The organism is Stenotrophomonas aracearum (assembly GCF_031834615.1).
GTDB classification, from domain to species: Bacteria; Pseudomonadota; Gammaproteobacteria; order Xanthomonadales; family Xanthomonadaceae; genus Stenotrophomonas; species Stenotrophomonas aracearum.
This window is the reverse complement of the sequence record NZ_CP115543.1, coordinates 171251-194713: the sequence shown is the minus strand read 5'-3', so window position 1 is coordinate 194713 and position 23463 is coordinate 171251. Positions and strand designations below refer to the sequence as shown.

General features: G+C 67.3%; 19 protein-coding genes. 9 read left to right on the top strand and 10 right to left on the bottom strand.

Annotated elements, in window-relative coordinates; all coding sequences use genetic code 11:
* Positions 1-3: 3 nt before the first annotated feature.
* From PDM28_RS00840 to PDM28_RS00805, 8 genes are all read right to left on the bottom strand, one after another.
* On the bottom strand, positions 4-2073 hold the full coding sequence (locus PDM28_RS00840) for a tetratricopeptide repeat protein (RefSeq protein ID WP_311183418.1): 2070 nt from the start codon (positions 2071-2073) through the stop codon (positions 4-6).
* A gap of 64 nt (positions 2074-2137) precedes the next feature.
* The gene (locus tag PDM28_RS00835) at positions 2138-3130 is read right to left on the bottom strand and encodes a YheT family hydrolase (RefSeq protein ID WP_102947222.1); all 993 of its coding nucleotides are present in this window, start codon (positions 3128-3130) and stop codon (positions 2138-2140) included.
* 4 nt (positions 3131-3134) lie between these two features.
* Positions 3135-3926 carry a lysophospholipid acyltransferase family protein gene (locus tag PDM28_RS00830; protein ID WP_311183416.1) on the bottom strand — a complete coding sequence of 264 codons (792 nt, stop codon included), beginning with the start codon at positions 3924-3926 and terminating at the stop codon, positions 3135-3137.
* Positions 3927-3990: 64 nt separating this feature from the next.
* Entirely contained in the window at positions 3991-4425 is a 435-nt protein-coding gene (locus PDM28_RS00825) for a hotdog fold thioesterase (protein WP_311183415.1), read from the bottom strand.
* A gap of 27 nt (positions 4426-4452) precedes the next feature.
* A complete protein-coding gene (locus PDM28_RS00820; protein ID WP_311183414.1) occupies positions 4453-6495 on the bottom strand; it encodes a phospholipase D family protein in 2043 nt (680 codons plus the stop codon).
* Positions 6492-7022, bottom strand: a complete 531-nt coding sequence (locus PDM28_RS00815; RefSeq protein WP_311184741.1) for a YceI family protein — start codon at positions 7020-7022, stop codon at positions 6492-6494. Before PDM28_RS00815 ends, PDM28_RS00820 begins: the two co-directional genes overlap by 4 nt.
* 105 nt (positions 7023-7127) lie before the next feature.
* Positions 7128-7604, bottom strand: a complete 477-nt coding sequence (locus PDM28_RS00810) for a SixA phosphatase family protein (RefSeq protein ID WP_070207920.1) — start codon at positions 7602-7604, stop codon at positions 7128-7130.
* A 17-nt stretch (positions 7605-7621) separates the two neighbouring features.
* Entirely contained in the window at positions 7622-8251 is a 630-nt protein-coding gene (locus tag PDM28_RS00805) for a nucleotide-binding protein (protein ID WP_311183412.1), read from the bottom strand.
* 131 nt (positions 8252-8382) lie between these two features.
* On the opposite strand from PDM28_RS00805, the gene PDM28_RS00800 reads away from it, so the two are divergent.
* A complete protein-coding gene (locus PDM28_RS00800) occupies positions 8383-9867 on the top strand; it encodes an AAA family ATPase (RefSeq protein ID WP_311183411.1) in 1485 nt (494 codons plus the stop codon).
* A 54-nt stretch (positions 9868-9921) separates the two neighbouring features.
* On the opposite strand, the gene PDM28_RS00795 is transcribed toward PDM28_RS00800, so the two are convergent.
* Positions 9922-10560: a tetratricopeptide repeat protein gene (locus tag PDM28_RS00795; protein WP_102947226.1), complete on the bottom strand. Its 639-nt coding sequence runs from the start codon at positions 10558-10560 to the stop codon at positions 9922-9924.
* Positions 10561-10720: 160 nt separating this feature from the next.
* On the opposite strand from PDM28_RS00795, the gene PDM28_RS00790 reads away from it, so the two are divergent.
* The 3 genes from PDM28_RS00790 to PDM28_RS00780 all read left to right on the top strand — a co-directional run bounded on the left by PDM28_RS00790 (position 10721) and on the right by PDM28_RS00780 (position 16202).
* Complete coding sequence (locus PDM28_RS00790; protein ID WP_311183409.1) at positions 10721-14416, top strand: indolepyruvate ferredoxin oxidoreductase family protein; 3696 nt, start codon at positions 10721-10723, stop codon at positions 14414-14416.
* 177 nt (positions 14417-14593) lie between these two features.
* A complete protein-coding gene (locus PDM28_RS00785) occupies positions 14594-15031 on the top strand; it encodes a helix-turn-helix transcriptional regulator (RefSeq protein ID WP_102947228.1) in 438 nt (145 codons plus the stop codon).
* Positions 14958-16202 carry a type II toxin-antitoxin system HipA family toxin gene (locus tag PDM28_RS00780; RefSeq protein ID WP_311183406.1) on the top strand — a complete coding sequence of 415 codons (1245 nt, stop codon included), beginning with the start codon at positions 14958-14960 and terminating at the stop codon, positions 16200-16202. Before PDM28_RS00785 ends, PDM28_RS00780 begins: the two co-directional genes overlap by 74 nt.
* Before the next feature lie 34 nt (positions 16203-16236).
* Here PDM28_RS00780 and PDM28_RS00775 read toward each other — a convergent pair whose 3' ends face one another.
* Positions 16237-16854, bottom strand: coding sequence for a DUF938 domain-containing protein (locus PDM28_RS00775; RefSeq protein ID WP_311183405.1), 618 nt, complete (start codon positions 16852-16854; stop codon positions 16237-16239).
* A gap of 113 nt (positions 16855-16967) precedes the next feature.
* Between PDM28_RS00775 and PDM28_RS00770 the strand changes: the two genes are divergently transcribed.
* The 5 genes from PDM28_RS00770 (at position 16968) to PDM28_RS00750 (ending at position 23458) form a co-directional block, all read left to right on the top strand.
* Positions 16968-18596 (top strand): TldD/PmbA family protein, encoded by a 1629-nt coding sequence (locus tag PDM28_RS00770; RefSeq protein ID WP_311183404.1) that lies wholly within the window; start codon positions 16968-16970, stop codon positions 18594-18596.
* 105 nt (positions 18597-18701) lie between these two features.
* Positions 18702-20336, top strand: coding sequence for a TldD/PmbA family protein (locus PDM28_RS00765; protein ID WP_102947231.1), 1635 nt, complete (start codon positions 18702-18704; stop codon positions 20334-20336).
* Positions 20337-20357: 21 nt separating this feature from the next.
* Entirely contained in the window at positions 20358-21692 is a 1335-nt protein-coding gene (locus PDM28_RS00760; RefSeq protein ID WP_311183403.1) for a TldD/PmbA family protein, read from the top strand.
* Between the two features lie 16 nt (positions 21693-21708).
* Positions 21709-22410 (top strand): DUF4159 domain-containing protein, encoded by a 702-nt coding sequence (locus PDM28_RS00755; protein ID WP_311183402.1) that lies wholly within the window; start codon positions 21709-21711, stop codon positions 22408-22410.
* Positions 22411-22471: 61 nt separating this feature from the next.
* Positions 22472-23458, top strand: a complete 987-nt coding sequence (locus PDM28_RS00750; RefSeq protein ID WP_311183401.1) for an AAA family ATPase — start codon at positions 22472-22474, stop codon at positions 23456-23458.
* Positions 23459-23463: the final 5 nt, after the last annotated feature.

Genomic DNA, 23463 nt, shown 5'->3' with positions numbered 1-23463 from the left:
TCCTTACGCTTCGGTATAGCCAAGCCGCACCGCTACCGGGGTGAGCTGGGCAAACGCGGCCGACAGCACGTCGCTGTACTGGCGCCAGTGGCCGGCGGGGAACCGCACCGGGCCCAGCGTCTGTGCGGGCGGGAACTGCACGCCGAACAGGCGGCCCAGGTGCTCGGCCATCGCCGCCGGGTCGTTGCCGATCTCGTCGATGCGCACCAGCGCATGCGGGTACAGGTCCTGTTCGTGCAGGGTGGCGACCTGGGCCAGCGCGCGCGCCAGCCACTCGGCCGCTTCATTGACCGAGGTCACCGCGAACGGCGCCGGTGCACCGTGCGCCAGCCACTCCAGCAGCATGTCGCGCGGGTCGCGCAGCACCAGCAGCAGGCGGCCTTCCGGCAGCTGCGGGCGCAGCGCCCAGAGCAGCGCGTTGTCCCACCAGAGCAGCCAGTCGATCACGTTGGCGTCGGCCAGGCCGCGCGCCGGCAGCTGAGCGCGCCACTGCGCGACCAGGCCTTCGGGCGTGAGCTTGCCGGTGGAGAGGTCCTGCAGCGCGTGGTAACTCTGGAAGGCGTCATCCGGCGGGTTGGCACCGAAGCGGTCGCCGCGCAGCACCGGGCTGGCGGCGGCGATGGCGGCAATCACGCGCTCCACGTTCGAGCCGGGCGCGCCCCACACGAACATGGGACGGGCGGCGCTGCCGGCGTCGACCTGGCCCAGGTCCGGCCAGCTCAGCGGCGCCTTGGCCTGCGGGGGCAGCGGCAGGCGCTGCGGGGCTTCACTGACGTGCAGGTTGGTCCAGGTGGCCAAGGCGTCGGCGTGCTGGCCGGCGCGGTCCTGCACCGACCCCAGCCAGGCGCGCAGGCTCGGCTTGGCTTCGGCCGGGGCCTGCTCGACCATCTGCTGTACATGCGCCACGGCGGCAGCCGGGTCGCGTGCGAGCAGCGCGTCGACCACGCGCGATTCGCCGCTGCTCCGGCCCGGCTCAAGCGCGGTGATGCGGCGCGCGACGGCTTCGGCGGCCTCGGCTTCACCGGCCATGTCATGCAGGCGCATGCGCGTTTCCAGCGCCGGCAGGTGCTCGGGCATGGCCTCCACCCAGCGCGCGCCGACGGCGGCTGCTTCGCTGCTGCCGACCGGGTCGATCGACAGCCGCGCCAGCCACAGGTTGTGTTCGGTCGGGTGCGCTGCGAGCTTGGCGTCGAGCGTTTCGCGCGCCTGCGCTTCGCGGCCCAGGCGCTGCCAGGCCATCAGCAGCAGCTGCAGGGTGTGGCGGTCGGCCGGCCACTGTTCCAGCACCGGCAGCAGGTGCTCCAGCGCCTGCAGCGGCTGCCCGGACTGCAGTTCCAGTTCGCCGGCCAGGCGGCGCATGGCCGGGGTGTCGGTCTGCGGGTTCGCGAGCAGCTGGCGCATCGCGGCGGCGGCGCCCTCGGTGTTGCCCTGGCGCAGGGCCAGCTGCACCAGCAGGCCCTGCAGCGAGGTCATGCCCGGGTTGAGTTCCAGCGCGCGGCGGAACGCCTGTTCGGCGAAGGCCAGCATGTCCTTGCCCAGGTAGGCCATGCCCAGCGCGTAGATGATGCGCGCGTCGTTGGGCAACGCGCGGCTGGCCGCGGAAAGCAGCGACAGTGCGCGGTCGCCGTCGTTGCGGCGCAGGGCGACCAGGCCCAGCAGCGCCACCACTTCCGGGTGCTCTTCATCCACGCGGGCCGCCGTGCGGGTGATGCGCTCGGCTTCGTCCACGTCGTTGCGCATGAGCGCCCGGTGGGCCTGCATCAGGTAGGCCGAGAGTTCATTCGGGTTGAGCTCGGCGGTACGGCCCAGCGACGCGTCGGCCGCCTCGAACTGGCGCAGCGCCATCATCAGGCCGGCGTGCTGGAGGTGCAGGTCGGCGTTGTCCGGCGCCAGTTCAAGCGCGCGCTGCAGGCTTTCCAGCGCCTGCTCGTGCTGGCCCTGCTGCTGCAGGGCCAGGGCCAGCCAGCGGTGCGCCTGCGGCTGCTCCGGCTCGGCCTGGCTCCATTCGCGCGCGAGCTGCGCGGCTTCGTCCGCTGCGCCACGGCGCAGGGCTTGGATGATGTTGTCTTGCATGACGGTCCAGCTTGGGGTCAAACCCCGATTGTAGAACACCGGCGGCGGCGCGCCGGGGCGGCCCTCAGGGCAGCGCTTCCAGGCCCAGGCGCTGGGCCACCCAGCGTTCGGAGAAGCCGTCGCCGCGCCAGTTTTCGAGGAAGCCGCAGTGCCCGCCCCAGGGAGCGATCTCGAGCCGCGCATGGGCCGGCAGGCGCCAGCCATCGAAGGTGGCATAGGGAATGACCGGGTCGTCCTGGGCCATCAGGATGTCGGCCGGCACTTCCAGCCCGGCCAGGCGGTCGCCGGCGATCGAATAACCGTCGAAGTAGGCCTGCAGGGTGCCGAATTCGGTGTGGTGTTCGACCAGCCACGCGGTCAGCGCGCGGATGTCGAGCTTGAGCACGCGGTCGTCCCAGTCGCTCAGCTCGGGGAACAGGTCGCGCTTGCGGCGCAGCGACCCGGCCCACTTGCGGCGGAAGTACCAGTCGTACATCGCCGGGCCGTTCTCGATGCTTTCCATGGTGATGGCCGGGTCCAGCACCGGGCACACCGAGGCCACCCGGCGCAGCGGCACGCCGGCCGCCGGTGCGCGCAGCGCCAGCCGCAGCACGAAGTTGCCGCCCAGCGAATAGCCGGCCGCCACCAGCGGCAGCTGCGGCCAACGCCGCGCGATGTCGCCGGCGGCCTGCACCACTTCGTCGATGCGATTGGAATGGAAGATGCCGGGATTGAGGTGGTGGGTGTTGCCGTGGTCGCGGAAGTTCAGCCGCACCACGTCGTAGCCGGCCTCGAGCATGCGCGCGGCGGTCATGCGCATGTAGCTGGATTCGGCGCTGCCCTCCCAGCCATGCAGCAGCAGCGCCATGCCGACCGGTTCGCGGCCTTCGATGCGACTGTGCCAGCCCTGCAGGCGCACGCCTTCGCCACCGTCCAGGATCAGTTCTTCGGTCACCGCGCCGGTCGCCGCCAGCAGCACCAGGCCGCGCTGCATGCGCATGCGGCTGGAACTGAGCATCGACTGCAGGTGCGGGTTGCGCAGCCAACGCGGCGGACAGTAGTCGGCAGCGGTCAGCATCGCGCTAGGGGGCAGTCATGGCCGCCACGATGCGCGCACGCGAGGTTTCCGCGATGCGGCGACGGCCTTCCAGGTCGTGGGTGCCAATGGGCGCGAGGAAATGCACCTCGGCCCGACGTGCCGGTTCGCCCAGCAGGCGCAGGAAGTTGGCGAAGAAGCTTTCGCGCTCGCCGAAGGCGACCACGGTCTGGGCGTTGCCGTGCGCGCCGTAGCGCAGCGCTACCGGCTGCACCGGCACCTGGGTTTCCACCGCAGCCTGGAAGATGCGCGCGTGGAACGGGCCCACTTCGTGCCCGCCACGGGTGCGTCCTTCCGGGAACACGCCCACGGCCTTGCCTTCCTGCAGGCGTTCGACCATGACCTGCATGACCCCACCCAGCGATTCGGTGCTGCCACGCTGGTGGAAGATGGTCTGGCCGCGTGCGGCCAGCCAGCCGACCACCGGCCAGCCGGCGATCTCACGCTTGGCCACGAAACCCATCATGCGCTGGCTGTGCAGCATGCAGATGTCGACCCAGCTGACATGGTTGGCCACGAACAGCACCGCGCCCGGCAGCGGCGTACCGATGCGGTGCAGGCGGAAGCCGAAGATCCACATCAGGCCGGTCGACCAGGCGTTGACCACGCGGTGTTCCAGCGGCCAGCCGCCCACGCGCACGCGGCCCCACGGCGGCAGCATGCCGATCAGGGTCAGCGGCAGGAACAGCAGGAGGTGCACCAGCAGGAGGGGAACGCGATACAGGTAACGGCATACGCGCGCCACGCCGCCACGCGAGGCCGAAGGGGGGGAAGTCATCCGCGCACGATACTCCAGCGCTGCGGGGTCTGCCAGCAGATCGCGGGCAAACCGCCAGCGGCGGTCAAGGGCGTACGGCCGGAACCACGGCCAGGGTCAGCCGCGAGGTGCACACCAGCTTGCCGGCCTCGTCTTCGATCCGGATGTCCCACACATGGGTGCTGCGGCCCACGTGCACCGCCCGTGCGGTGCCGGTGACGGTGCCACCGCGCTGGGCGCGGATGTGGTTGGCGTTGATTTCCAGGCCGACACAGACCTGCTGGGTGGTGTCCACGCAGAGGTTGCCGGCACTGCTGCCCAGGGTTTCAGCCAGCACCACCGAGGCCCCACCGTGCAGGATGCCGTACGGCTGCCGGGTGCGCGCGTCGACCGGCATGGTAGCGCTCACCCAGTCTTCGCCGGCGGCGGTGAACACGATGCCCAGGTGTTCGATCAGGGTGTTGCGGCTGAGCGCGTTGAGCGCGTCGATCGAAACCGGTTCGCGGAATACCTGGGGCATGCGATGTCTCCGTACGACGATATGTAGTTACAGGATGGGAACCAGGCCGGCGCCGAACGCGGTGAGCATGCGCACCAGCAACCACTTCGGGCCGACGTTGACCTCGGGGAAATCGCCGACGGCAACGTAGCAGGAATGGAACGCAGGGTCCTGCCGGCGCAGCGGCTCCGGGCAGTCAGGGCCGGGTTGGAATTCGTAATCGGTGGCGTAGCGCCACGGCCAGAAGTCGAGCAGCGGCAACGCCTCGGAGGCCTTGCCGACGCTGTAGTTCAGACCGGACAGTACCGGCGGCTTGGTGCGCGGCGCCACCACCCACGAATTCTTCGGGTGGATGTCGCGCAGGATGCTCTGCGCCAGCGCTTCGGCGAAGGCCGGGTCTTCGATGATCACCGCGCCTTCGGTGTTGTAGTTCTCGCTGCGCGGGTCGAAGTTGTGGGTACCGATCACGCCGATGCGGCGGTCCACCACCAGCGATTTGGCATGCAGGCCCATGCGCGCGCCGCTGCGGGTCACCGGCAACGGTTTGTTGACCGCCTTGGTGCCCAGGAACGAGGGCCGGGTTTCGGCACGCAGCACGCGGCGTTCGACCACGCTGCCGTCGGTCTGCCGTCGCGCGGCCGGGCCGGGAGTGGGCTGGGGCCGCTGCGCTTCCGGTTCGGAGGTGCTGCGCCGGTTGTTGTTGCCACTGCTGCCGCCGCGACGCGCGTTGCTGCCTGCCGCGCTGCCGCCCAGCAGGCTGCTGTTGCGCTCGCTGCTGGGCGCGGTTCCCAGTGGTGCCGGCACCAGGTTGCGGTAGTCGACCGGGGCATCCAGCGGGAACGGCTTGTATTCGTAGATGTTGAAGCCCAGCTCGCGAAGGTTGCGGCGCTTGTACTTGTAGGACAGCGCGTACACGATCGGGTTGTCGGTGGCGGCCAGGCTGTTGGTGGAGACCACCACGCGCGGCGGCTTTTCGCGTGCCTTGAGCGCCTCGAACAGCTTGCGCGCCGGCTTGGACAGCACCAGGTACGGGGTCTGCAGCAGCACTTCGGTCTGCGCGCCGGCGATCAGCGAATCCAGCTGCGGTTCGGTCACGTGCTGGCCGTTGCCGGGCTGGCTGGCGGATTCATTGCGGTGCTTGCGCGGCAGGTCGGCCACGTAGCGGACCGGCCCGACCCGGAACGCGGGGTCGACGAACATGCGCTGGATGTAGGCCGGATCCTGGGCTTCTTCCAATACCTGCTCGACCCGGTCGGGGCGGCGGTAGTCGGCCGGCGGCATGGGCGGCGCGCCCTGCCGCAGCAGGGTGGCGCCGACGTCGTTCAGGCGCTCGGCCGGCACGCTGCGCGGGGCCAGCCAGTACGCTTCGAAGTTGACCGCCATGCCGCGTGCCACCGGGCCGGCCACGACTACGTCGCGGTCGCGGAAGTTGTATTCGCTGTCCCAGTCGTAATAGTCGTCCTGGTAGTTGCGACCGCCGACCACGCCGATCGCATCGTCGATCACCAGCAGCTTGTTGTGCATGCGCTGGTTGAAGCGGCGGAAGCAGCACAGCACGCTGCCGGCGTAGTCGGCGTAGTTGAGCTTGGCCTTGCCGAAGGTCGGGTTGTACACCCGAAGCTCGAAGTTCTGGTGGCTGCTGGCCAGCGCGGCCAGGATCTCCAGGTCGGAGATCGCCGACAGCTGGTCGATCAATACCCGCACCTTGACCCCGCGCCGGGCCGCGGCCAGCAGTTCGTCCAGCACCAGCCGGGCGCTGTCGTCCTTGTCGAAGATGTAGGTCTGCAGGTCGATGCTGCGGGTGGCGCTGCGGATCAGGTTCAGGCGCGCCACCAGGGTGGTCTCGCCCTCGTCCAGGATGGTGGCGTAATGGCGCGGTGCGGCCTGGGTGGACTGGCTGAAGGCGTCCCCGGCCAGCGCGCGCAGCGGGGAATCCAGCGCGCAGCGGTCCGGCTTGTCGCAATCGACCACCTGGGAACGCGCCTGGCTGGCAATGCCGGCGGCGCGGTCACGCTCGGCATGGGACAGCGACGCACAGCCGCTGCCCAGCAACAGCGTTGCCAGCAGCAACACCCGCAGCAGTGGATTCACGGTTTCGGCGCCTCGTGGAGGCGTGCACGCAATACGAAAGTCACTCGATCACTCAGGGCTAGCTGCCAGCTGTCCATTCCATACCGGCCCCGCTGCACGGTACCGCGGCTGACCACGTCGCAATCATACCCGGCCCGGGGGCAGACCGCCGGCTCGACCTTCAGGACCTCCGGGTGGGACACGCCGCGCAGGATCAGCTGGCCCTCGATCACCCCGCCCTGGTGGACCGGGTCGGGCCAATAGGGTCTGGAGTCGAACTCCACTACCGGGTAGCGGGCCGAATCGAAGAACTCCTCGCCGCGCATCCACGCGGTGTAGCGTTCCTTGCCGGGAATTTCCACGTAGCGGCTGAACATGCGCAGGTGGACCTGGTGGCGGCCGTCGGGCAGCACGTCCACCCGGCCTTCAAAGCGCGGGAACACCCCTTCGATGCGCTGGCCCAGCCGGGTGCGGATCTCGAACCCGAAGTGCGAGCGGGCCGCGTCGACCTGCAGGACCTGCGACGGCGGCTGGGCCGGCGCAGCCAGGGGATTGGCGGGCGTGGGCGGGAACGGCACCGGGGGTTCGGCCAAGGCCGAACCCGCCGCCAGCCCGAGCAGACAGCCCAGCAGGGTGTGTACTGCTTTCACCGGTTACGGCCACCAGAAGGCGTTCAGCGTCGCAACGCCCGGCTCAATGGGCGCGTCCTGTGGGAAGTGAAGGACAGCGATGCCACCCGGCGGCATGCCGCGATAGTCGCTGGTGCTGCCTTCGGTCAGCTGGGCCACCAGTTGCTCCAGTCCGGGGTTGTGCCCCACCACCAGCAGCCGTTCCACGTCGCTGCGCTCGGTTACCAGGCCGATGAGCGTTCCAGGAGTGGCCTCGTAGACAGCATCTTCAAGCTTTTGTTCTGCATAACCGGTGATCCGCAGCACCGCTTCGAGCGTCTCGCGGGTACGTCGCGACGGAGAACACAGTACGCAGTCGGGGAGCAGGTTGTGTTCCTTCAGCCACTTCCCGGCAGCCTCGGCTTCGGCCAGGCCAACCGTGGAAAGCGGCCGGTCCAGGTCGGCCTGGCCGGGACTGGCAGTTTCGGCATGGGCGTGACGCAGCAGTATCAGTTCTCGCATGGGGTTCCCTTTCAAAATCAGTCTTGTTTCAACCACTGCAGGAGTGGCTCCCAGTCACTCTGATGCTCGCGCACCTGCGCGGAGCGGTAATCGAACAGGCTGCGGCCCAGGCCGGTCATGACCACGTAGCTCTGGCTGTCGCGCAACTGCGCGACCACCGGGTAGGGCCACTCGCCCAGCATCTGCAGCGCCTGCTGCGAGGTCTGGGTCCACGCCTTGGTGCGGTTGAGCACCAGCCCCACCGGCAGCTTGCGCTTGTGGATGCGCGGGACCTTGGAGAGGCTGTTGAGGAAGCCGACGATGGCTTCGATGTCCAGCGCCGAAGGCAGCACCGGCACCACCACCGCGTCGGCCACGTCGAGGAAGGCGTCGAGCTCACCGGCGCGCGCACCGGCCGGGGCGTCGATGATCAGCACCTCGGTGTCGTCGGGCACTTTCTTGAGCGGGTTCTTGCCGGTGGCGTCGATGGGCAGCACCGCGCTTTCCAGCCCGGCACGGCGTTCGGCCCAGCGGGTGCTGGAGCCTTGGGGGTCGGCGTCGGCCAGTACGGTCCGTTTGCCGGCCAGGGCGGCCTGCGCCGCCAAGTGGGTGGCGACGGTGGTTTTACCCACCCCACCCTTGGAACCGGCTACCAGGATCGTCTTCATGCCAGCCTCGCTTCCGGGGAACGAGCCCCGAGCGTACACCGCCCGTTGTGATGGAGATAGTCGCGCGGCTGAACCCACTGCATGCCCCGGCGCTTTGCTATCGTGCGCGATCCAAAGGAATGCAGGCCGGCATGAGCGAGTTACAGGACCTGAGCGCGTTGATCCGCGCCAACACCCCGCTGATCGTGATCGAGACCCAGGACGAGGGTCGCATCGTGGAACTGTTCCGGCAGACCCTGATGCATGTGTGGCGGGCCCTGCACCGCTGGTCGATCACCGAAGGCCTGCGCCGGATCGACATGGACCGCGAAGACGACGCGGTGGGCCCGCCCGACGCCAGCTCGGCGCTGCAGATGATCCGCCAGGCCGACCAGCGCGGCATCTACCTGCTGCTCGATTTCCACCCCTACCTGGGCTACGCCAGCCACCAGCGCGCGCTGCGCGACCTGATCCAGCGCCGCCACTGCGAAGCCCACGTGCTGGTGCTGGTGGGCGCCAAGGTGGAGCTGCCGGCCGAGCTGGAAGCCCTGGCCACCCGCTTCAACCCGCGCCTGCCCGACCCCAACGCGCTGCTCAAGATGCTGCGCGAGGAAGTGGCCGCCTATGCGCGGGAGAACGGCGGTCGCCGCGTGGAGGTGGACAACGACGCGGTCAAGAAGATCCTGCACAACCTGCGTGGGCTGAGCCTGGTCGATGCGCGCCGGATCGCCCGCCAGTTGATCTTCGCCGACGGCGCGATCAGCCAGGACGACCTGCCGCAGCTGGCCAGGCTCAAGTTCGAGCTGCTCAACCGTGCCGGTCACCTGCATTACGAATATGACACCACCCGGTTTTCCGACGTGGCCGGGGCCAACCGGCTCAAGCGCTGGGTCAACCAGCGCCGGTCGGTGTTCCTCGGCGGCCAGGGCCCGGCCGGGCTGGATCCGCCCAAGGGCATGCTGCTGCTGGGCGTGCAGGGCTGCGGCAAGTCGATGCTGGCCAAGGCCACCGCCGCCGGTTTCGGGGTGCCGCTGCTGCGCCTGGACTTCGGCAGCCTGTACGACAAGTTCCACGGCGAAACCGAAAAGAACCTGCGCGAGGCGCTGGCCTCGGCCGAACAGCTGGCGCCGTGCGTGCTATGGATCGATGAGATCGAGAAGGGCCTGGCCAGTGGCGGCGAAGACGGCGGCGTGTCGCGCCGCGTACTCGGCCACCTGCTGACCTGGTTGGCCGAGCGCAAGAGCACGGTGTTCATCGTGGCCACCGCCAACCAGGTGCACGAACTGCCGGCCGAGCTGCTGCGCAAGGGCCGCTTCGACGAGATCTTCTTCGTCGACCTGCCCGATCCCAACACCCGGGTCGAACTGCTGCGCCTGCACCTGGGCCGGCGCCAGCTCAATGCCGACGACTTCGCGTTGCCGGTGTTGGCGGCGGCCAGCGACGGTTTCTCCGGTGCGGAGATCGAACAGGCGGTGGTGGCCGGGTTGTACGCAGCGCACGCCGAACAGCGCACGCTGGACACCGAGCTGCTGATGACCGAAATCCGCAGCAGCCGTCCGTTGTCGGTGCTGATGGCCGAGCAGGTGAACGGACTGCGCGAGTGGGCCAAGGGCCGAACGGTCAGCGCGGACGAATAGAGCCGGGCGCTGCCCGGCTGTACCACTGCGTGCCGGGCACAGCCCGGCGCTACATCACGGCCAGGCCGGCGGCTGCGCGGCCCAGGCCTGCTGCACTTCGGCCAGGCTGGCACGCTCGCTGTCGCGCCAGCTGGGCAGCAGCTGCGCGTAGGCGGTGCTGGTACTCCAGCGCTGCGGTTCGGTGCGCACGGCGGCGGCATACCACTTCACGGCTTCGTCCTTGCGACCGAGCGTCCACAACGCCAGCGCATAGGTCGGCGGCACCCACGATGCATTGCCACGCAGGCCCTGCTGTGCGGTGTGCCACTGCGCCAGGGCCGCTTCGGCATCGCCCTGGCGGAACAGGTCCCAGCCATGGTTCCAGCGCACCATGCGTCCCGGTGCGGAGGTGCTGGCTGCGCTCTTCTCCGCATCGGCATACAGCTCGCGCCCCAGCTCCGGACGCCCCTGCGCATAGGCCACGCTGGCCAGCTGCACGGTGGCTTCCAGCGCCTTGCGGCCGCGTTCGCGTTGCTTCATCAATTGATCGACGACATCGGCGCTGTCGGCAGGCACGACCACGGGCGCGACCGCCGCCACGTCGTCATCGAAGTAGAACTCCTGCAATGCCGGCAACGATTGCGCCGACACCCCGAACACCGCCATCCCCGCCGCCAGCACCACGCTGGACAGCATGTTTCTTCCCACTGACATACAAACTCCCCCAGGTTGTCACAACAACCTCCCTCCCCGATCCTAACCGCAGCGTGCCGCCGGTGCGAGTGCCCACGGGCAGAAAATGCGCGACTGATACAATTCCGCCCTTTCCGGCCGCCCCTGCGGTGGCCGTGCCAGCCGTCAGCACGGGCCAGCCATGACCAGTACCGCCGAACTTACCTCGCCTTCGTCCGCCAACCTGCCTGCCGGGCCGCTGGACGACAGCTACACGCTGGACCACAAGTACACGCGTACCGACGGCCGCATTTACCTGAGCGGGGTGCAGGCACTGGTGCGCCTGCCGCTGATGCAGCAGCTGCGCGACCAGGCCGCCGGGCTGGACACGGCCGGCTTCGTCAGCGGCTACCGCGGCAGCCCGCTGGGCGGCTTCGACCTGGAACTGTGGCGCGCCCGCCAGCACCTGGAAGCGGCCAGGGTGAAATTCACCCCCGGCCTCAACGAGGACCTGGGCGCGACCATGGTCTGGGGTACCCAGCAGACCAACCTGTTCCCCGGGGCCAAGGTCCAGGGCGTGTACGGCATGTGGTACGGCAAGGGTCCGGGCGTGGACCGCTGCGGCGACGTGTTCAAGCATGCCAACGCTGCGGGCACCTCGGTGCACGGTGGCGTGCTGGCGCTGGCCGCCGACGACCATGCCTGCCGCAGCTCCACCCTGCCCCACGGCAGCGAAGATGAATTCGTCAGCGCGATGATGCCGGTGCTCAACCCGGCCGGCGTGCAGGACATCCTGGACATGGGCCTGCTCGGCTGGGCCATGAGCCGCTATACCGGGCGCTGGATCGGCTTCAAGACCATCGCCGAAACGGTCGAATCGTCCGCCTCGGTACAGGTGGACCCGTTCGCGCGCCGGATCGTGCTGCCGGAAGACTTCGAGATGCCGGCCGGCGGCCTCAACATCCGCTGGCCGGACCCGCCGCTGGACCAGGAAATGCGCCTGCACCGCTATGCGGTCAAGGCCGCGCAGGCGTTCGCCCGCGCAAACGGCATCGACCGCGTGGTGATGGACTCGCCGCGCGCGCGGCTGGGCATCGTCACCACCGGCAAGAGCTACCTGGACGTGCTGCAGGCGCTGGAGTACCTGGGCCTGGACGAGCGCGCCTGCGCCGACATCGGCATCCGCGTGTACAAGGTCGGCATGACCTGGCCGCTGGAGCCGGAAGGCATCGCGCGCTTCGCGCAGGGCCTGGAAGACATCGTGGTGGTGGAGGAGAAGCGTGCCTTCATCGAGCGCCAGATGAAGGAGCAGTTCTACAACTGGCCGGCCAGCGCGGGCCCGCGCCCGTCCATCGTCGGCAAGTACGACGAAGACGGCCAGTGGATCCTGCCCTCCACCAATGAGCTGACCCCGGCCACCATCGCCGGCGTCATCGGCCGCCGCATCCAGAAGTTCTTCAGCAACGACTCGATCGAACAGCGCCTGCGCTGGATGGACGAGAAGGAAGCCGAGCTCGCGCTGCCGCGCGCCAGCTTCCCGCGCGTGCCGCATTACTGCTCGGGCTGCCCGCACAACACCTCCACCCGCGTGCCGGAAGGCTCGCGCGCGCTGGGCGGGATCGGCTGCCATTACATGGTCACCTGGATGGACCGCAGCACCGACACCTTCACCCACATGGGCGGCGAAGGCGTGACCTGGGCCGGGCAGGCCGCGTTCACCGACACCGAACACGTGTTCCAGAACCTGGGCGATGGCACCTATTTCCACAGCGGTTCGCTGGCGATCCGCCAGGCGATCGCGGCCGGGGTCAACATCACCTACAAAATCCTCTACAACGACGCGGTGGCGATGACCGGTGGCCAGCCGGTGGACGGCACCTTGACCGTGCCGCAGATCGCCCACCAGATGCGCGCCGAAGGCGTGCAGACGATCATGCTGGTCAGCGACGAGATCGGGAAGTGGAACAAGCGCGAGCTGTTCCCCGACGGCGTGGAATTCTTCGACCGCGCCGAACTGGACGCGGTGCAGAAGCAGCTGCGCGAGGTGAAGGGCACCAGCATCCTGATCTACGAACAGACCTGCGCTACCGAAAAGCGCCGCCGCCGCAAGCGCGGCAAGCTGGTCGACCCGCCCAAGCGGGTGGTGGTCAATTCGCTGGTCTGCGAAGGCTGCGGCGACTGCGGCCAGAAGAGCTTCTGCGTGTCGGTGCTGCCCAAGGAAACCGAGTTCGGGCGCAAGCGCGACATCGACCAGTCCAACTGCAACAAGGACTATTCGTGCACCACCGGGTTCTGCCCCAGCTTCGTCACCGTGCACGGCGGCAAGCTGCGCAAGGGCGCGCGCAGCGATCGCAGCGCGCTGCTCGACAACCTGCCGGCGCCGACCTTCCGCACTGCGCTGGAGCAGCCCTGGAACATCCTGATCACCGGCGTCGGTGGCACCGGCGTGGTCACCATCGGCGCGCTGCTGGGCATGGCCGGCCACCTGGAAGGCAAGGGTGCCAGCGTGCTCGACCAGACCGGGCTGGCCCAGAAGGGCGGCGCGGTAACCACCCACATCCGCATTGCAAAGCGCCCGGAAGACATCCACGCGGTGCGCATCGCCGCCGGCGAAGCCGACCTGGTGGTGGGCTGCGACATGGTGGTGGTGAACGACTACTGGGCGCTGTCCAAGGTGCGTGCCGAACGCTCGCAGGTAGTGCTCAACACCTACGAGGCAATGCCCGGCACCTTCACCACCCGCCCGGACATGCAGTTCCCCGCCGCCGACATCATTGCCGGCATCCGCGTGGCGCTGGGTGGGCGCGACCCGCTGCTGCTCGACGCGACCCAGCTGGCCACCGCGCTGCTGGGCGATGCGATCGCCTCCAATCTGTTCATCCTGGGCTACGCGTGGCAGCAGGGCCTGGTGCCGATCTCGTTCGAGGCGCTGATGCGCGCGATCGAGCTCAACGGCGCGGCGGTGGCGATGAACCAGCAGGCGTTTGCGTGGGGCCGCCTGGCCGTGGTCGACCCGCAGGCGGTGCAGCAGGCCGCCGGCCTGGTCCGCAATGGCCACACCGACGCCGAACGCACCCCGGGCCCGCTGCAGGACCTGCCGCCGGGCGAGTGGGAAGGCAACGAATGGGGCGCTACGGCTGCGCCGCGCGAGACCGGTGACGAGCGCGAGCTGCGCGGGTTGCCCGGGCATGGCGGCGGCGACGTTGCATTCCTGCCGCTGGACGACGAGCGCCTGTCGCGTTCGCTGGATGAACTGGTGGAACGTCGGGTCAAGTTCCTTACCGATTACCAGGACGCTGCCTACGCCGCGCGCTACCGCGCGCTGGTAGACCGCGTGCGTAGCGCGGAATGGTACAAGGCGGGCAGCACTGCACTGACTGAAACCGTGGCGCGCTATTACTTCAAGCTGATGGCGTACAAGGACGAGTACGAAGTGGCACGCCTGTACACCAGCGGCGAGTTCCAGCGGCGCCTGCAGCAGCAGTTCGAGGGCAACTTCGAAGTGCGCTTCCACCTGGCGCCGCCGCTGTTCGCGAAGAAGGACGAGCAGGGCCGCCTGATCAAGCAGGAGTACGGGCCGTGGATGCTGAAGGCATTCGGGCTGCTGGCGAAGTTGAAGTTCCTGCGTGGCGGTACGTTCGATGTGTTCGGGCGTACCGAAGAGCGTCGTGGCGAGCGTCAGTTGATTGCCGATTACGAGCAGACCGTGGCACTGCTGCTGGAAGGCCTGAGCGATGACCGGGTGGCGCTGGCGGTGGAAATTGCCAGCATTCCCGAACACATCCGCGGCTATGGGCACGTCAAGGAAGTGCACCTGCACAAGGCCAAGGCGCGTGAGGCGGTGCTGCTGGCGCAATGGCGCAACCCGAAGGCGCTGCATATCGTGCAGGTGGCGTAAGCCTTTTGTAAGCGCACGCCGACATTTATCGCCATGTCGCCGATCACATACATTTCGACGAATGTATGTGATCGCGTACTTAGTGATAGGCGCTGTCAATGTAATTAGCTGAAATAATTGAAACTATCCTCTGCCAGAGGTCTTGTAGAAATGTAGTCATTCGCTTACATTTACCCCATGGCCATCCTCAAGACCCCCGATGATCTGGGTAGTCTCATCCGGCAGCGGCGCAAAGCGCTCGGGTGGGATCAGGCACGACTGGCTCATGACGCCGGTGTCAGCCGACAATGGGTCATTGAGGTTGAGAAGGGAAAGCCCCGCGCAGAGTTGCAATTGGTGCTTCGGGTGATGAATGTCCTGGGCATTCCGCTGATGGCAGCAACGCCCGTGCCGAACCGGGAAGCGGATGTCCCGCAGGTGGACATCAATGAGATCGTGGATCGGCATCGCTCACCTCGCCGGCAGGGCTCGGCTCAATCACACGCTGGCACGTTGTCCTACGCGGAGATCCTTGAAAGGGCAAGGCAGATGCCGCCACCGGGTGTCGCCGCCCCAGTATTGTCCGTGCACGAAACGCCGGCGACCTATCGCCGCACTTCAAAGAAGAAACCATGATGCTGCACGTGCTGATGCAGGGCAGGCAGACCGCGACACCCACGCGTCGGCGACCGTTGCGGCAGTCATCTGGGGCCTGCTGCCCGACAACGACAACACACTGCACGGGTGGGGTGCACGCTTCCACGTTTCGCCGCGTAATCCCGTTGCGCTGCTGGCCCACGTGGGTGAAGACTGCGCCGGTGCGGTCCAGTTCGTCACCGCCGAGCGTCTGCCGGAAGTACTCTCAGGGGACGCCGACGGTATCGAGCCGCTGACCGACGAGGAGGTCGCAAGCCGACTCGCCCAGGTTCGTCACGATGTCGGTACGGGGCACTGGCTGGGCGATATCGGCCATTTCAGCCTCGCAGGCGCACAGGCAAAGATTGCGCTGCTCCGATTGGACGATGGCTGGGCTGTTCCCAGCGGACGCATTCCCACCACCCATATCCTGAAACCCCCCAGTGCCGACTACAGTGGCTTCGTAGAAAACGAAATGTTCTGCCTGCGGTTGGCACGCGCCATGGGGATGCCAACCGCGCAGTCGGATCGGCTTGCACTGGGTAGCGAGACCGCAATTTCCGTGGAGCGCTATGACAGAGTGCGTACGGATGCAGGTTGGGCGCGTGTGCACCAGGAGGACTTCTGCCAGGCACTGGGAGTGATGCCGCAGATCAAGTACCAGAACCAGGGCGGGCCCGGCGCCGAAGCACTCGCCAGAGTATTGTGGGACAGCGCCAGCCAGCCTCGCCGTGACGTGGAGATGCTTTTCCGGGCACTTGTCTTCAACTATTTGATCGGAGGTACCGACGCCCACGCAAAGAACTACTCACTGTTGTTCGGGGGCTCCGGCGAGGTTCGCCTGGCGCCGCTGTATGACATCTCCAGCGCACTGCCCTACCCCCAACTGCAGAAACGCAAGCTCAAGCTGGCAATGAAGGTGGGAAGCCACTACCGATGGTGGGACATCACGCTCAACGACTGGCGCGCAACGGCAACCGCCATTCGGTTGGATGTGGACGAAGCGCTCACTGTGATCGCCAGCATGTGCCTGCACCTGCCCGGCGTCGCGGAACAGCAGCGCGACCTTATGGTCAGTGAGGGTATTGATCACAGCGTGCTGGATCAGCTTCTGGCGGAAATCAGCAGTAGCTGCCAGCGCTGCCTCCGGCAGTTCGATGCAGGTCATTAGCGTTACGCAAGCGCGTAGTGACACGCCATGCGTGTCATCGACCCCAGATCCGCAGCCGATTGTTGGCCGGCATGGCGAAATCCTCCACCAACCCCAACCCCTGTGCCGATGCCAACGCATCCACCGCTTCGGCATCGCGGATCCCCGATTCCGGATCACGCGCCTTCAGCCAGGCATCGAACTGCCGGTTGCTGTCGCTGCTATAGCTGCCGCTGTAGTTGAAGGGCCCATACACACACAGCAGGGCACCTTCGGCCATCACCGCCGGCAGGCCAGCGAAGAAGGCCTCCACCTGCGGCCAGCCCATGATGTGCAGGGTGTTGGCACTGAACACGGCGTCGAAGCGCTCAAACGCATCCGGCAACGGCGCCAGCCCCCGTACCGGCGCCAGCTCCGCCTGCAGCGGCCACGGTGCTGGCGCGTTGGGCAACGCGGCCTCTTCCAGCCGCTCGGCAATACCCCCTAGGTAATCCGGATGGTCGCTCGCCTGCCACAGCAGGTGCGGCAGGTGTTCGGCGAAGTACGCCGCATGCTGCCCGGTGCCGCTGCCGATCTCCAGCACCCGGTGGCGGTCATGCAGGTATCGGCGCAGCACGGCCAGGATCGGGTCGCGGTTGCGCTCGCAGGCCTCGGACCAGCGTTGTTGGCTCATGACGATTGGAAATGTCGGGTCAGCGCACATCCAACCATGACCGCAGTCACTTGTGCCAGCACCGGGTCGCAAACGACAGTCGAAGGCTGATCGTTCCCGGGGAATCGCCAGCTGTGCAACGCCGTGAGTTTCTGACCCTGTCCGGCATGGGCCTTGCCGGCCTGATGCTGCCGTATTCCCGTGCGATCGCCGCCGAGCAGCTGCTCGAGCCGGCCAACGCGACCCGCAACAAGGCCCTGGCCGAGGCCGCGCTGGGCGCCGCCAAGCGGGCCGGCGCCAGCTACTGCGACGTGCGCATCGGCCGCTACCTCAACCAGGCCGTGATCACCCGCGAAGCGCGGGTGCGGAACGTCACCAACAGCGAGTCGTCCGGCATTGGCGTGCGCGTCATCGTCAATGGCGCGTGGGGTTTCGCCGCCACCCACCAGCAGACCCCGGCCGCGATCCTGGCCGCCGTCGAGCAGGCTGCGGCCATCGCCCGTGCCAATGCCAGCATCCAGACCCGCCCCGTGCAGCTGGCCCCGGTGACCGGGGTGGGCGATGTGAGCTGGAAGACGCCGATCCGCAAGAACGCGATGGCGGTGCCGATCCAGGACAAGGTCGAACTGCTGCTCAGCCTGAATGCGGCCGCGATCAACGCCGGTGCCGACTTCATCAACTCCACCCTGTTCCTGGTCAACGAGCAGAAGTACTTCGCCTCCAGCGACGGCTCGTTCATCGACCAGGACGTGCACCGGATCTGGCTGCCGTTCACCGCCACCGCCATCGACAAGACCACCGGCAAGTTTCGCACCCGCGCCGGGCTGTCCTCGCCGATGGGCATGGGTTACGAATTCCTCGACGGCGACGCCAGCGGCAAGATCCAGCTGCCCGGTGGCATCACCGCCTACCGCGATTCCTACGACCCGGTGGAAGACGCCATCGCCGCCGCGCGGCATGCCCGCGAGAAGCTCAAGGCGCCCTCGGTCAAGCCGGGCAAGTATGACCTGGTGCTGGACCCGTCGAACCTGTTCCTGACCATCCACGAGAACGTCGGCCACCCGCTGGAGCTGGACCGCGTGCTCGGCTACGAAGCCAACTACGCCGGCACCAGCTTCGCCACCCTGGACAAGCGCGACGCCGGCTACCGCTGGGGCAGCGAGCGGGTCAACTTCTTCGCCGACAAGACCGCGCCGGGCAGCCTGGGCGCGGTGGGCTACGACGATGAAGGGGTCAAGACCAAGCGCTGGGACCTGGTCAAGGACGGCATCCTGGTCAACTACCAGGCCACCCGCGATGAGGTGCACCTGCTGGGCGAAACCGAATCGCATGGCTGCAGCTATGCCGATTCCTGGTCCAGCGTGCAGTTCCAGCGCATGGCCAACGTCTCGCTGGCGCCGGGCAGGACCCCGCTGAGCGTGGCCGACATGATCAAGGACGTGGAGAACGGCATCTACATCCACGGCCGCGGGTCGTACTCCATCGACCAGCAGCGCTTCAACGCGCAGTTCGGTGGGCAGCTGTACTACCAGATCAGGAACGGGCAGATCGCCGGCATGGTCGAAGACGCGGCGTACCAGATCCGTACGCCGGAGTTCTGGAATGCCTGCAGCGCGATCTGTGACGAGCGCGACTTCCGCTTCGGCGGTTCGTTCTTCGACGGCAAGGGCCAGCCCGGCCAGGTGTCGGCGGTGTCGCACGGTTCGTCCACCACCCGCTTCGATGGCATCAACATCATCAACACCGCACGCAGCCTGGGCTGACCGCCCGGGCCACCGTGCCAAACGTCACTACCGCTGGACCGCTGCGCCCGCAAGAATCAATCACCCGCTGTTCCTGCCACCCCCACACCGACGTGGAGAGCTGCCTTGCAAAGACGTGACTTCCTTGCCCTGACCGGGCTTACTGCTGGCGGCCTGATCGTGCCGTCGTTCTTTGGCAGGGCGATCGCCGCCGAGCAGCTGCAGAGCACGCTCGACCCGGCGCTGAAGAAGCGCCTGGCCGACGCCGCACTGGCCTCTGCCCGCCAGGCCGGCGCCACCTACTGCGACGTGCGCATCGGCCGCTACCTGCGCCAGTTCGTGATCACCCGCGAAGACAAGGTGCAGAACGTGGTCAACACCGAGTCCACCGGTGTAGGCATCCGCGTGATCGTCAACGGCGCCTGGGGCTTTGCCGCTACCAACCAGCTCAGCCCCACCGACGTGGCCCGCGCCGCACAGCAGGCCGCTGCCATCGCCAAAGCCAATGCCGGTGTGCAGACCGCCAAGGTGCAGCTGGCCGCCGCGCCCGGCGTGGGCGAAGTGAGCTGGAAGACCCCGATCCGCAAGAACGCGATGGAAGTGCCGGTCAAGGACAAGGTCGACCTGCTGCTCGACGTCAACGCCGCAGCCATGGGCGCCGGCGCCAGCTTCGTCAACTCGATGCTGTTCCTGGTCAACGAACAGAAGTACTTCGCCTCCACCGACGGGTCCTACATCGACCAGGACGTGCACCGCATCTGGGCGCCGATGACGGTCACCGCCATCGACAAGGCCAGCGGCAAGTTCCGCACCCGCGAAGGCCTGTCCGCGCCGATGGGCATGGGCTACGAATACCTGGACGGCGCGGCGGCGGGCAAGGTGCTCACCCCGAACGGCGTGGTCAACTACGGTTCTTCCTACGACATGAAGGAAGACGCCATCGCCGCGGCCAAGCAGGCGCAGGAGAAGCTCAAGGCGCCGTCGGTCAAGCCGGGCAAGTACGACCTGGTGCTGGACCCCTCGCATACCTGGCTGACCATCCACGAGTCGGTCGGCCACCCGCTGGAACTGGACCGCGTGCTCGGCTACGAAGCCAACTACGCCGGCACCAGCTTCGCCACCCTGGACAAGCGCGAGCAGCATTTCCAGTACGGCAGCGACCTGGTCAACATCTTCGCCGACAAGACCCAGCCGGGCAGCCTCGGCGCGGTCGCCTACGACGATGAAGGCGTCAAGACCAAGCGCTGGGACCTGATCAGCAACGGCAAGCTGGTGGATTACCAGACCATCCGCGACCAGGCCCATATCCTGGGCAAGACCGAGTCGGACGGCTGCTGCTATGCCGATTCCTGGTCCAGCGTGCAGTTCCAGCGCATGGCCAACGTGTCGATGGCGCCTGGCAAGACCGCGCTGAGCGTGGCCGACATGATCAAGGACGTGGAGAACGGCATCTACATCATCGGCGACGGCTCGTTCTCCATCGACCAGCAGCGCTACAACGCGCAGTTCGGTGGCCAGCTGTTCTACGAGATCAAGAACGGCCAGATCACCCGCATGCTCGAGGACGTGGCCTACCAGATCCGCACGCCGGAGTTCTGGAACGCCTGCAGCGCCGTGGCCGACGAACGCGACTACCGCCTGGGCGGTTCGTTCTTCGACGGCAAGGGCCAGCCGGGCCAGGTCTCGGCGGTCTCGCACGGCTCGTCCACCGCGCGCTTCAACGGCATCAACGTCATCAACACCGCGCGCAGCCTCGGCTGACCGGTCAGGAGCCCTTATTCCATGAGTATCTTCACCGAAGCCCAGGCCAAGGCCATCCTCGACAAGGTCATCGCCCTGTCCAAGGCCGATGAAACCACCGCAGTGCTGGCCGGCTCGATCGACGGCAACATCCGTTTCGCGCTCAACAACGTGTCCACCAGCGGTGTTGTCGACAACACCGAACTGGCCGTCACGGTGGCCTTCGGCAAGCGCGTCGGCACCGCCTCGATCAACGAGTTCGACGACAAGGCGCTGGAGCGCGTGGTCCGCCGCGCCGAAGACCTGGCCCGCCTGGCCCCGGAAAACCCGGAGTTCCTGCCGGCCATCGGCAAGCAGAGCTACACCGCCAGCCCGACCTTCAGCGAGTCCACCGCCGCCATCGACCCGGCGTTCCGCGCCAAGGTGGCCGCTGACTCGATCGCCCCGTGCCGGGGCAACGGCCTGATCGCCGCCGGCTTCCTGGAAGACGGCCAGGGCTTCCAGGCCACCGCCAACAGCAATGGCAACTTCGGTTACCAGCGCACCACCAACTTCAACTACACCTGCACCGTGCGCACCGAAGACGGCCGCGGTTCGGGCTGGGTCGGTCGCAACCTGAAGGACGCCGACGACTTCAAGGCCGACCAGGACATCCGCATCGCCATGCGCAAGGCGACCGAATCGTCCGAAGCCAAGGCGCTGGAGCCGGGCAAGTACACCGTGATCCTGGAACCGGCCGCTGCCGCCGGCCTGATCAGCTTCATGATGAACTTCTTCGATGCGCGCTCGGCCGACGAAGGCCGCAGTTTCCTGTCGAAGAAGGGTGGCGGCAACAAGCTTGGCGAGCAGGTCTACGACCCGCGCGTGAACATGTACGCCGATCCGTGGCACCCGGAAGCGCCGGTGCTGCCGTGGGACCAGCAGGGCCTGCCGCGCAACAAGCTGGCCATCATCGAGAACGGCAAGGTCGCCAACCTGGACTACTCGCGCTTCTGGGCGCAGAAGCAGGGCAAGACCGCCAACGCCAGCCCGGGCAACCTGCTGATGAGCGGTGGCGACAAGAGCACCGCCGATCTGGTGCGTGGCACCCAGAAGGGCATCCTGGTCACCCGCACCTGGTACATCCGCATGGTCGACCCGCAGACCGTGCTGCTGACCGGCCTGACCCGCGACGGCACCTTCTACATCGAGAACGGCCAGATCAAGTACCCGGTGAAGAACTTCCGCTTCAACGAGTCGCCGGTGATCATGCTCAACAACATCGAAGAGCTGGGCAAGCCGGTGCGCGTGGCCGGTGACGAGTCCAGCTTCGTGATGATGATTCCGCCGATGAAGCTGCGCGACTTCACCTTCACCTCGCTGTCCGACGCGGTCTGATGGCGCGCGTGCGGCAATGAACCGCGCGCAGTTCCTGCGGTTGATGTTGGGCGGGGCCGCCCTGGCGGCCCTGCCCTCGTTCGCCCGCGCGCAGGCGGGGCGCTACGACTTCTGGTTCACCCGGCTCAAGTACGACTCCGGCGACTGGGACGTGGACGCGCGCATGCCGTCCAACCTGATCACCTCGCTGATCGACTACACCACGTTGCGGGTGGATCCCACCGAGCGGGTCATCGCGCTGTCGGACCCGCGCATGCTGGACGCCCCGTTCTGCTACCTGGCCGGGCACAAGCTGGTGGAGTTCAACGCAGCCGAGCGGCAGAACTTCGTGCGCTACGTGCGCAATGGCGGGTTCGTGTTCGTGGACGACTGCAACCACGATATCGACGGGCTGTTCGCCAAGTCGTTCGAAGCACAGATGGCCAAGCTGTTCGGGCCGGCGGCGTTGAAGAAGCTGCCCAACACGCATGCGCTGTACCGCAGTTTCTTCAAGTTTCCCGATGGCCCGCCGGCGACCGGCTTCGAGCTCAACGGCTGGGGCGACGACCTGGTCCACGATTACCTGAAGGGCATCGAGGTCGATGGCCGGCTGGGCGTGCTCTACAGCAACAAGGACTACGGTTGCGAGTGGGACTACGACTGGCGCAACAAGCGTTTCCTTGCCGAAGACAACACGCGATTCGGCGTGAACATCATGATGTATGCGTTGAACAACTAGTTTCGCTCCTTGTTCCAGCCACGCAGGGCGTGGCTCTACCGTCGATTATTGTGAGTTCGCCATGCAGAGTGACAGTCCTATTGATGCCCTCCTCCAGAAGCTGCAGCCGCTGCGCGATGCGCTGGGCCAGGCCGTGGTCGGCCAGCACGACGTGGTGGAGCAGCTGCTGATCGGCCTGCTGGCCGGCGGCCACGTGCTGCTGGAAGGCGCGCCGGGGCTGGGCAAGACCCTGCTGGTGCGCTCGCTCGGGCAGGCGCTGGAACTGCAGTTCCGGCGCGTGCAGTTCACCCCCGACCTGATGCCCAGCGACATCCTTGGTACCGAGCTGCTGGAGGAAGACCATGGCACCGGCCACCGGCACTTCCGTTTCCAGCAGGGCCCGATCTTCACCCACCTGCTGCTGGCCGACGAGCTCAACCGCACGCCGCCCAAGACCCAGGCGGCGCTGCTGGAAGCGATGCAGGAGCGTACCGTCAGCTATGCCGGCACCACCTATTCGTTGCCCGCGCCGTTCTTCGTGCTGGCCACGCAGAACCCGATCGAACAGGCCGGCACCTACCCGCTGCCCGAAGCGCAGCTGGACCGTTTCCTGCTGCACGTGCGGGTGGACTACCCCACCGAGCAGGAAGAGCGCGACATCCTGGTGCAGACCACCGGCAGTGCCAGTGGTGCGGTGCCCAAGGTGATGCACGCCGAAGACGTGCTGGCCCTGCAGGCTGCGGTGCGCCAGGTACATGTCAGCGACGACGTGCTGACCTGGATCACCCGCCTGGTCCGCGCCAGTCGCCCGGGCGAAGGTGCGCCCGCAGCGGTGAACCACTGGATCAAGTGGGGCGCCGGCCCGCGTGCCGGTCAGTCGCTGGTGCTGGCGGCCAAGGCACGTGCCCTGCTGCAGGGTCGCTTTGCCGCCACCCGCGACGACGTGCAGGCGCTGATGGCGCCGGTGATGCGCCACCGCCTGCTGTTGTCGTTCGCCGCTGAAGCCGAGCAGAAGAACGCCGACGACGTGATCGCTGCGCTGCTGCTGGCCGTGCCGTTCCCCGCCTGATCCCG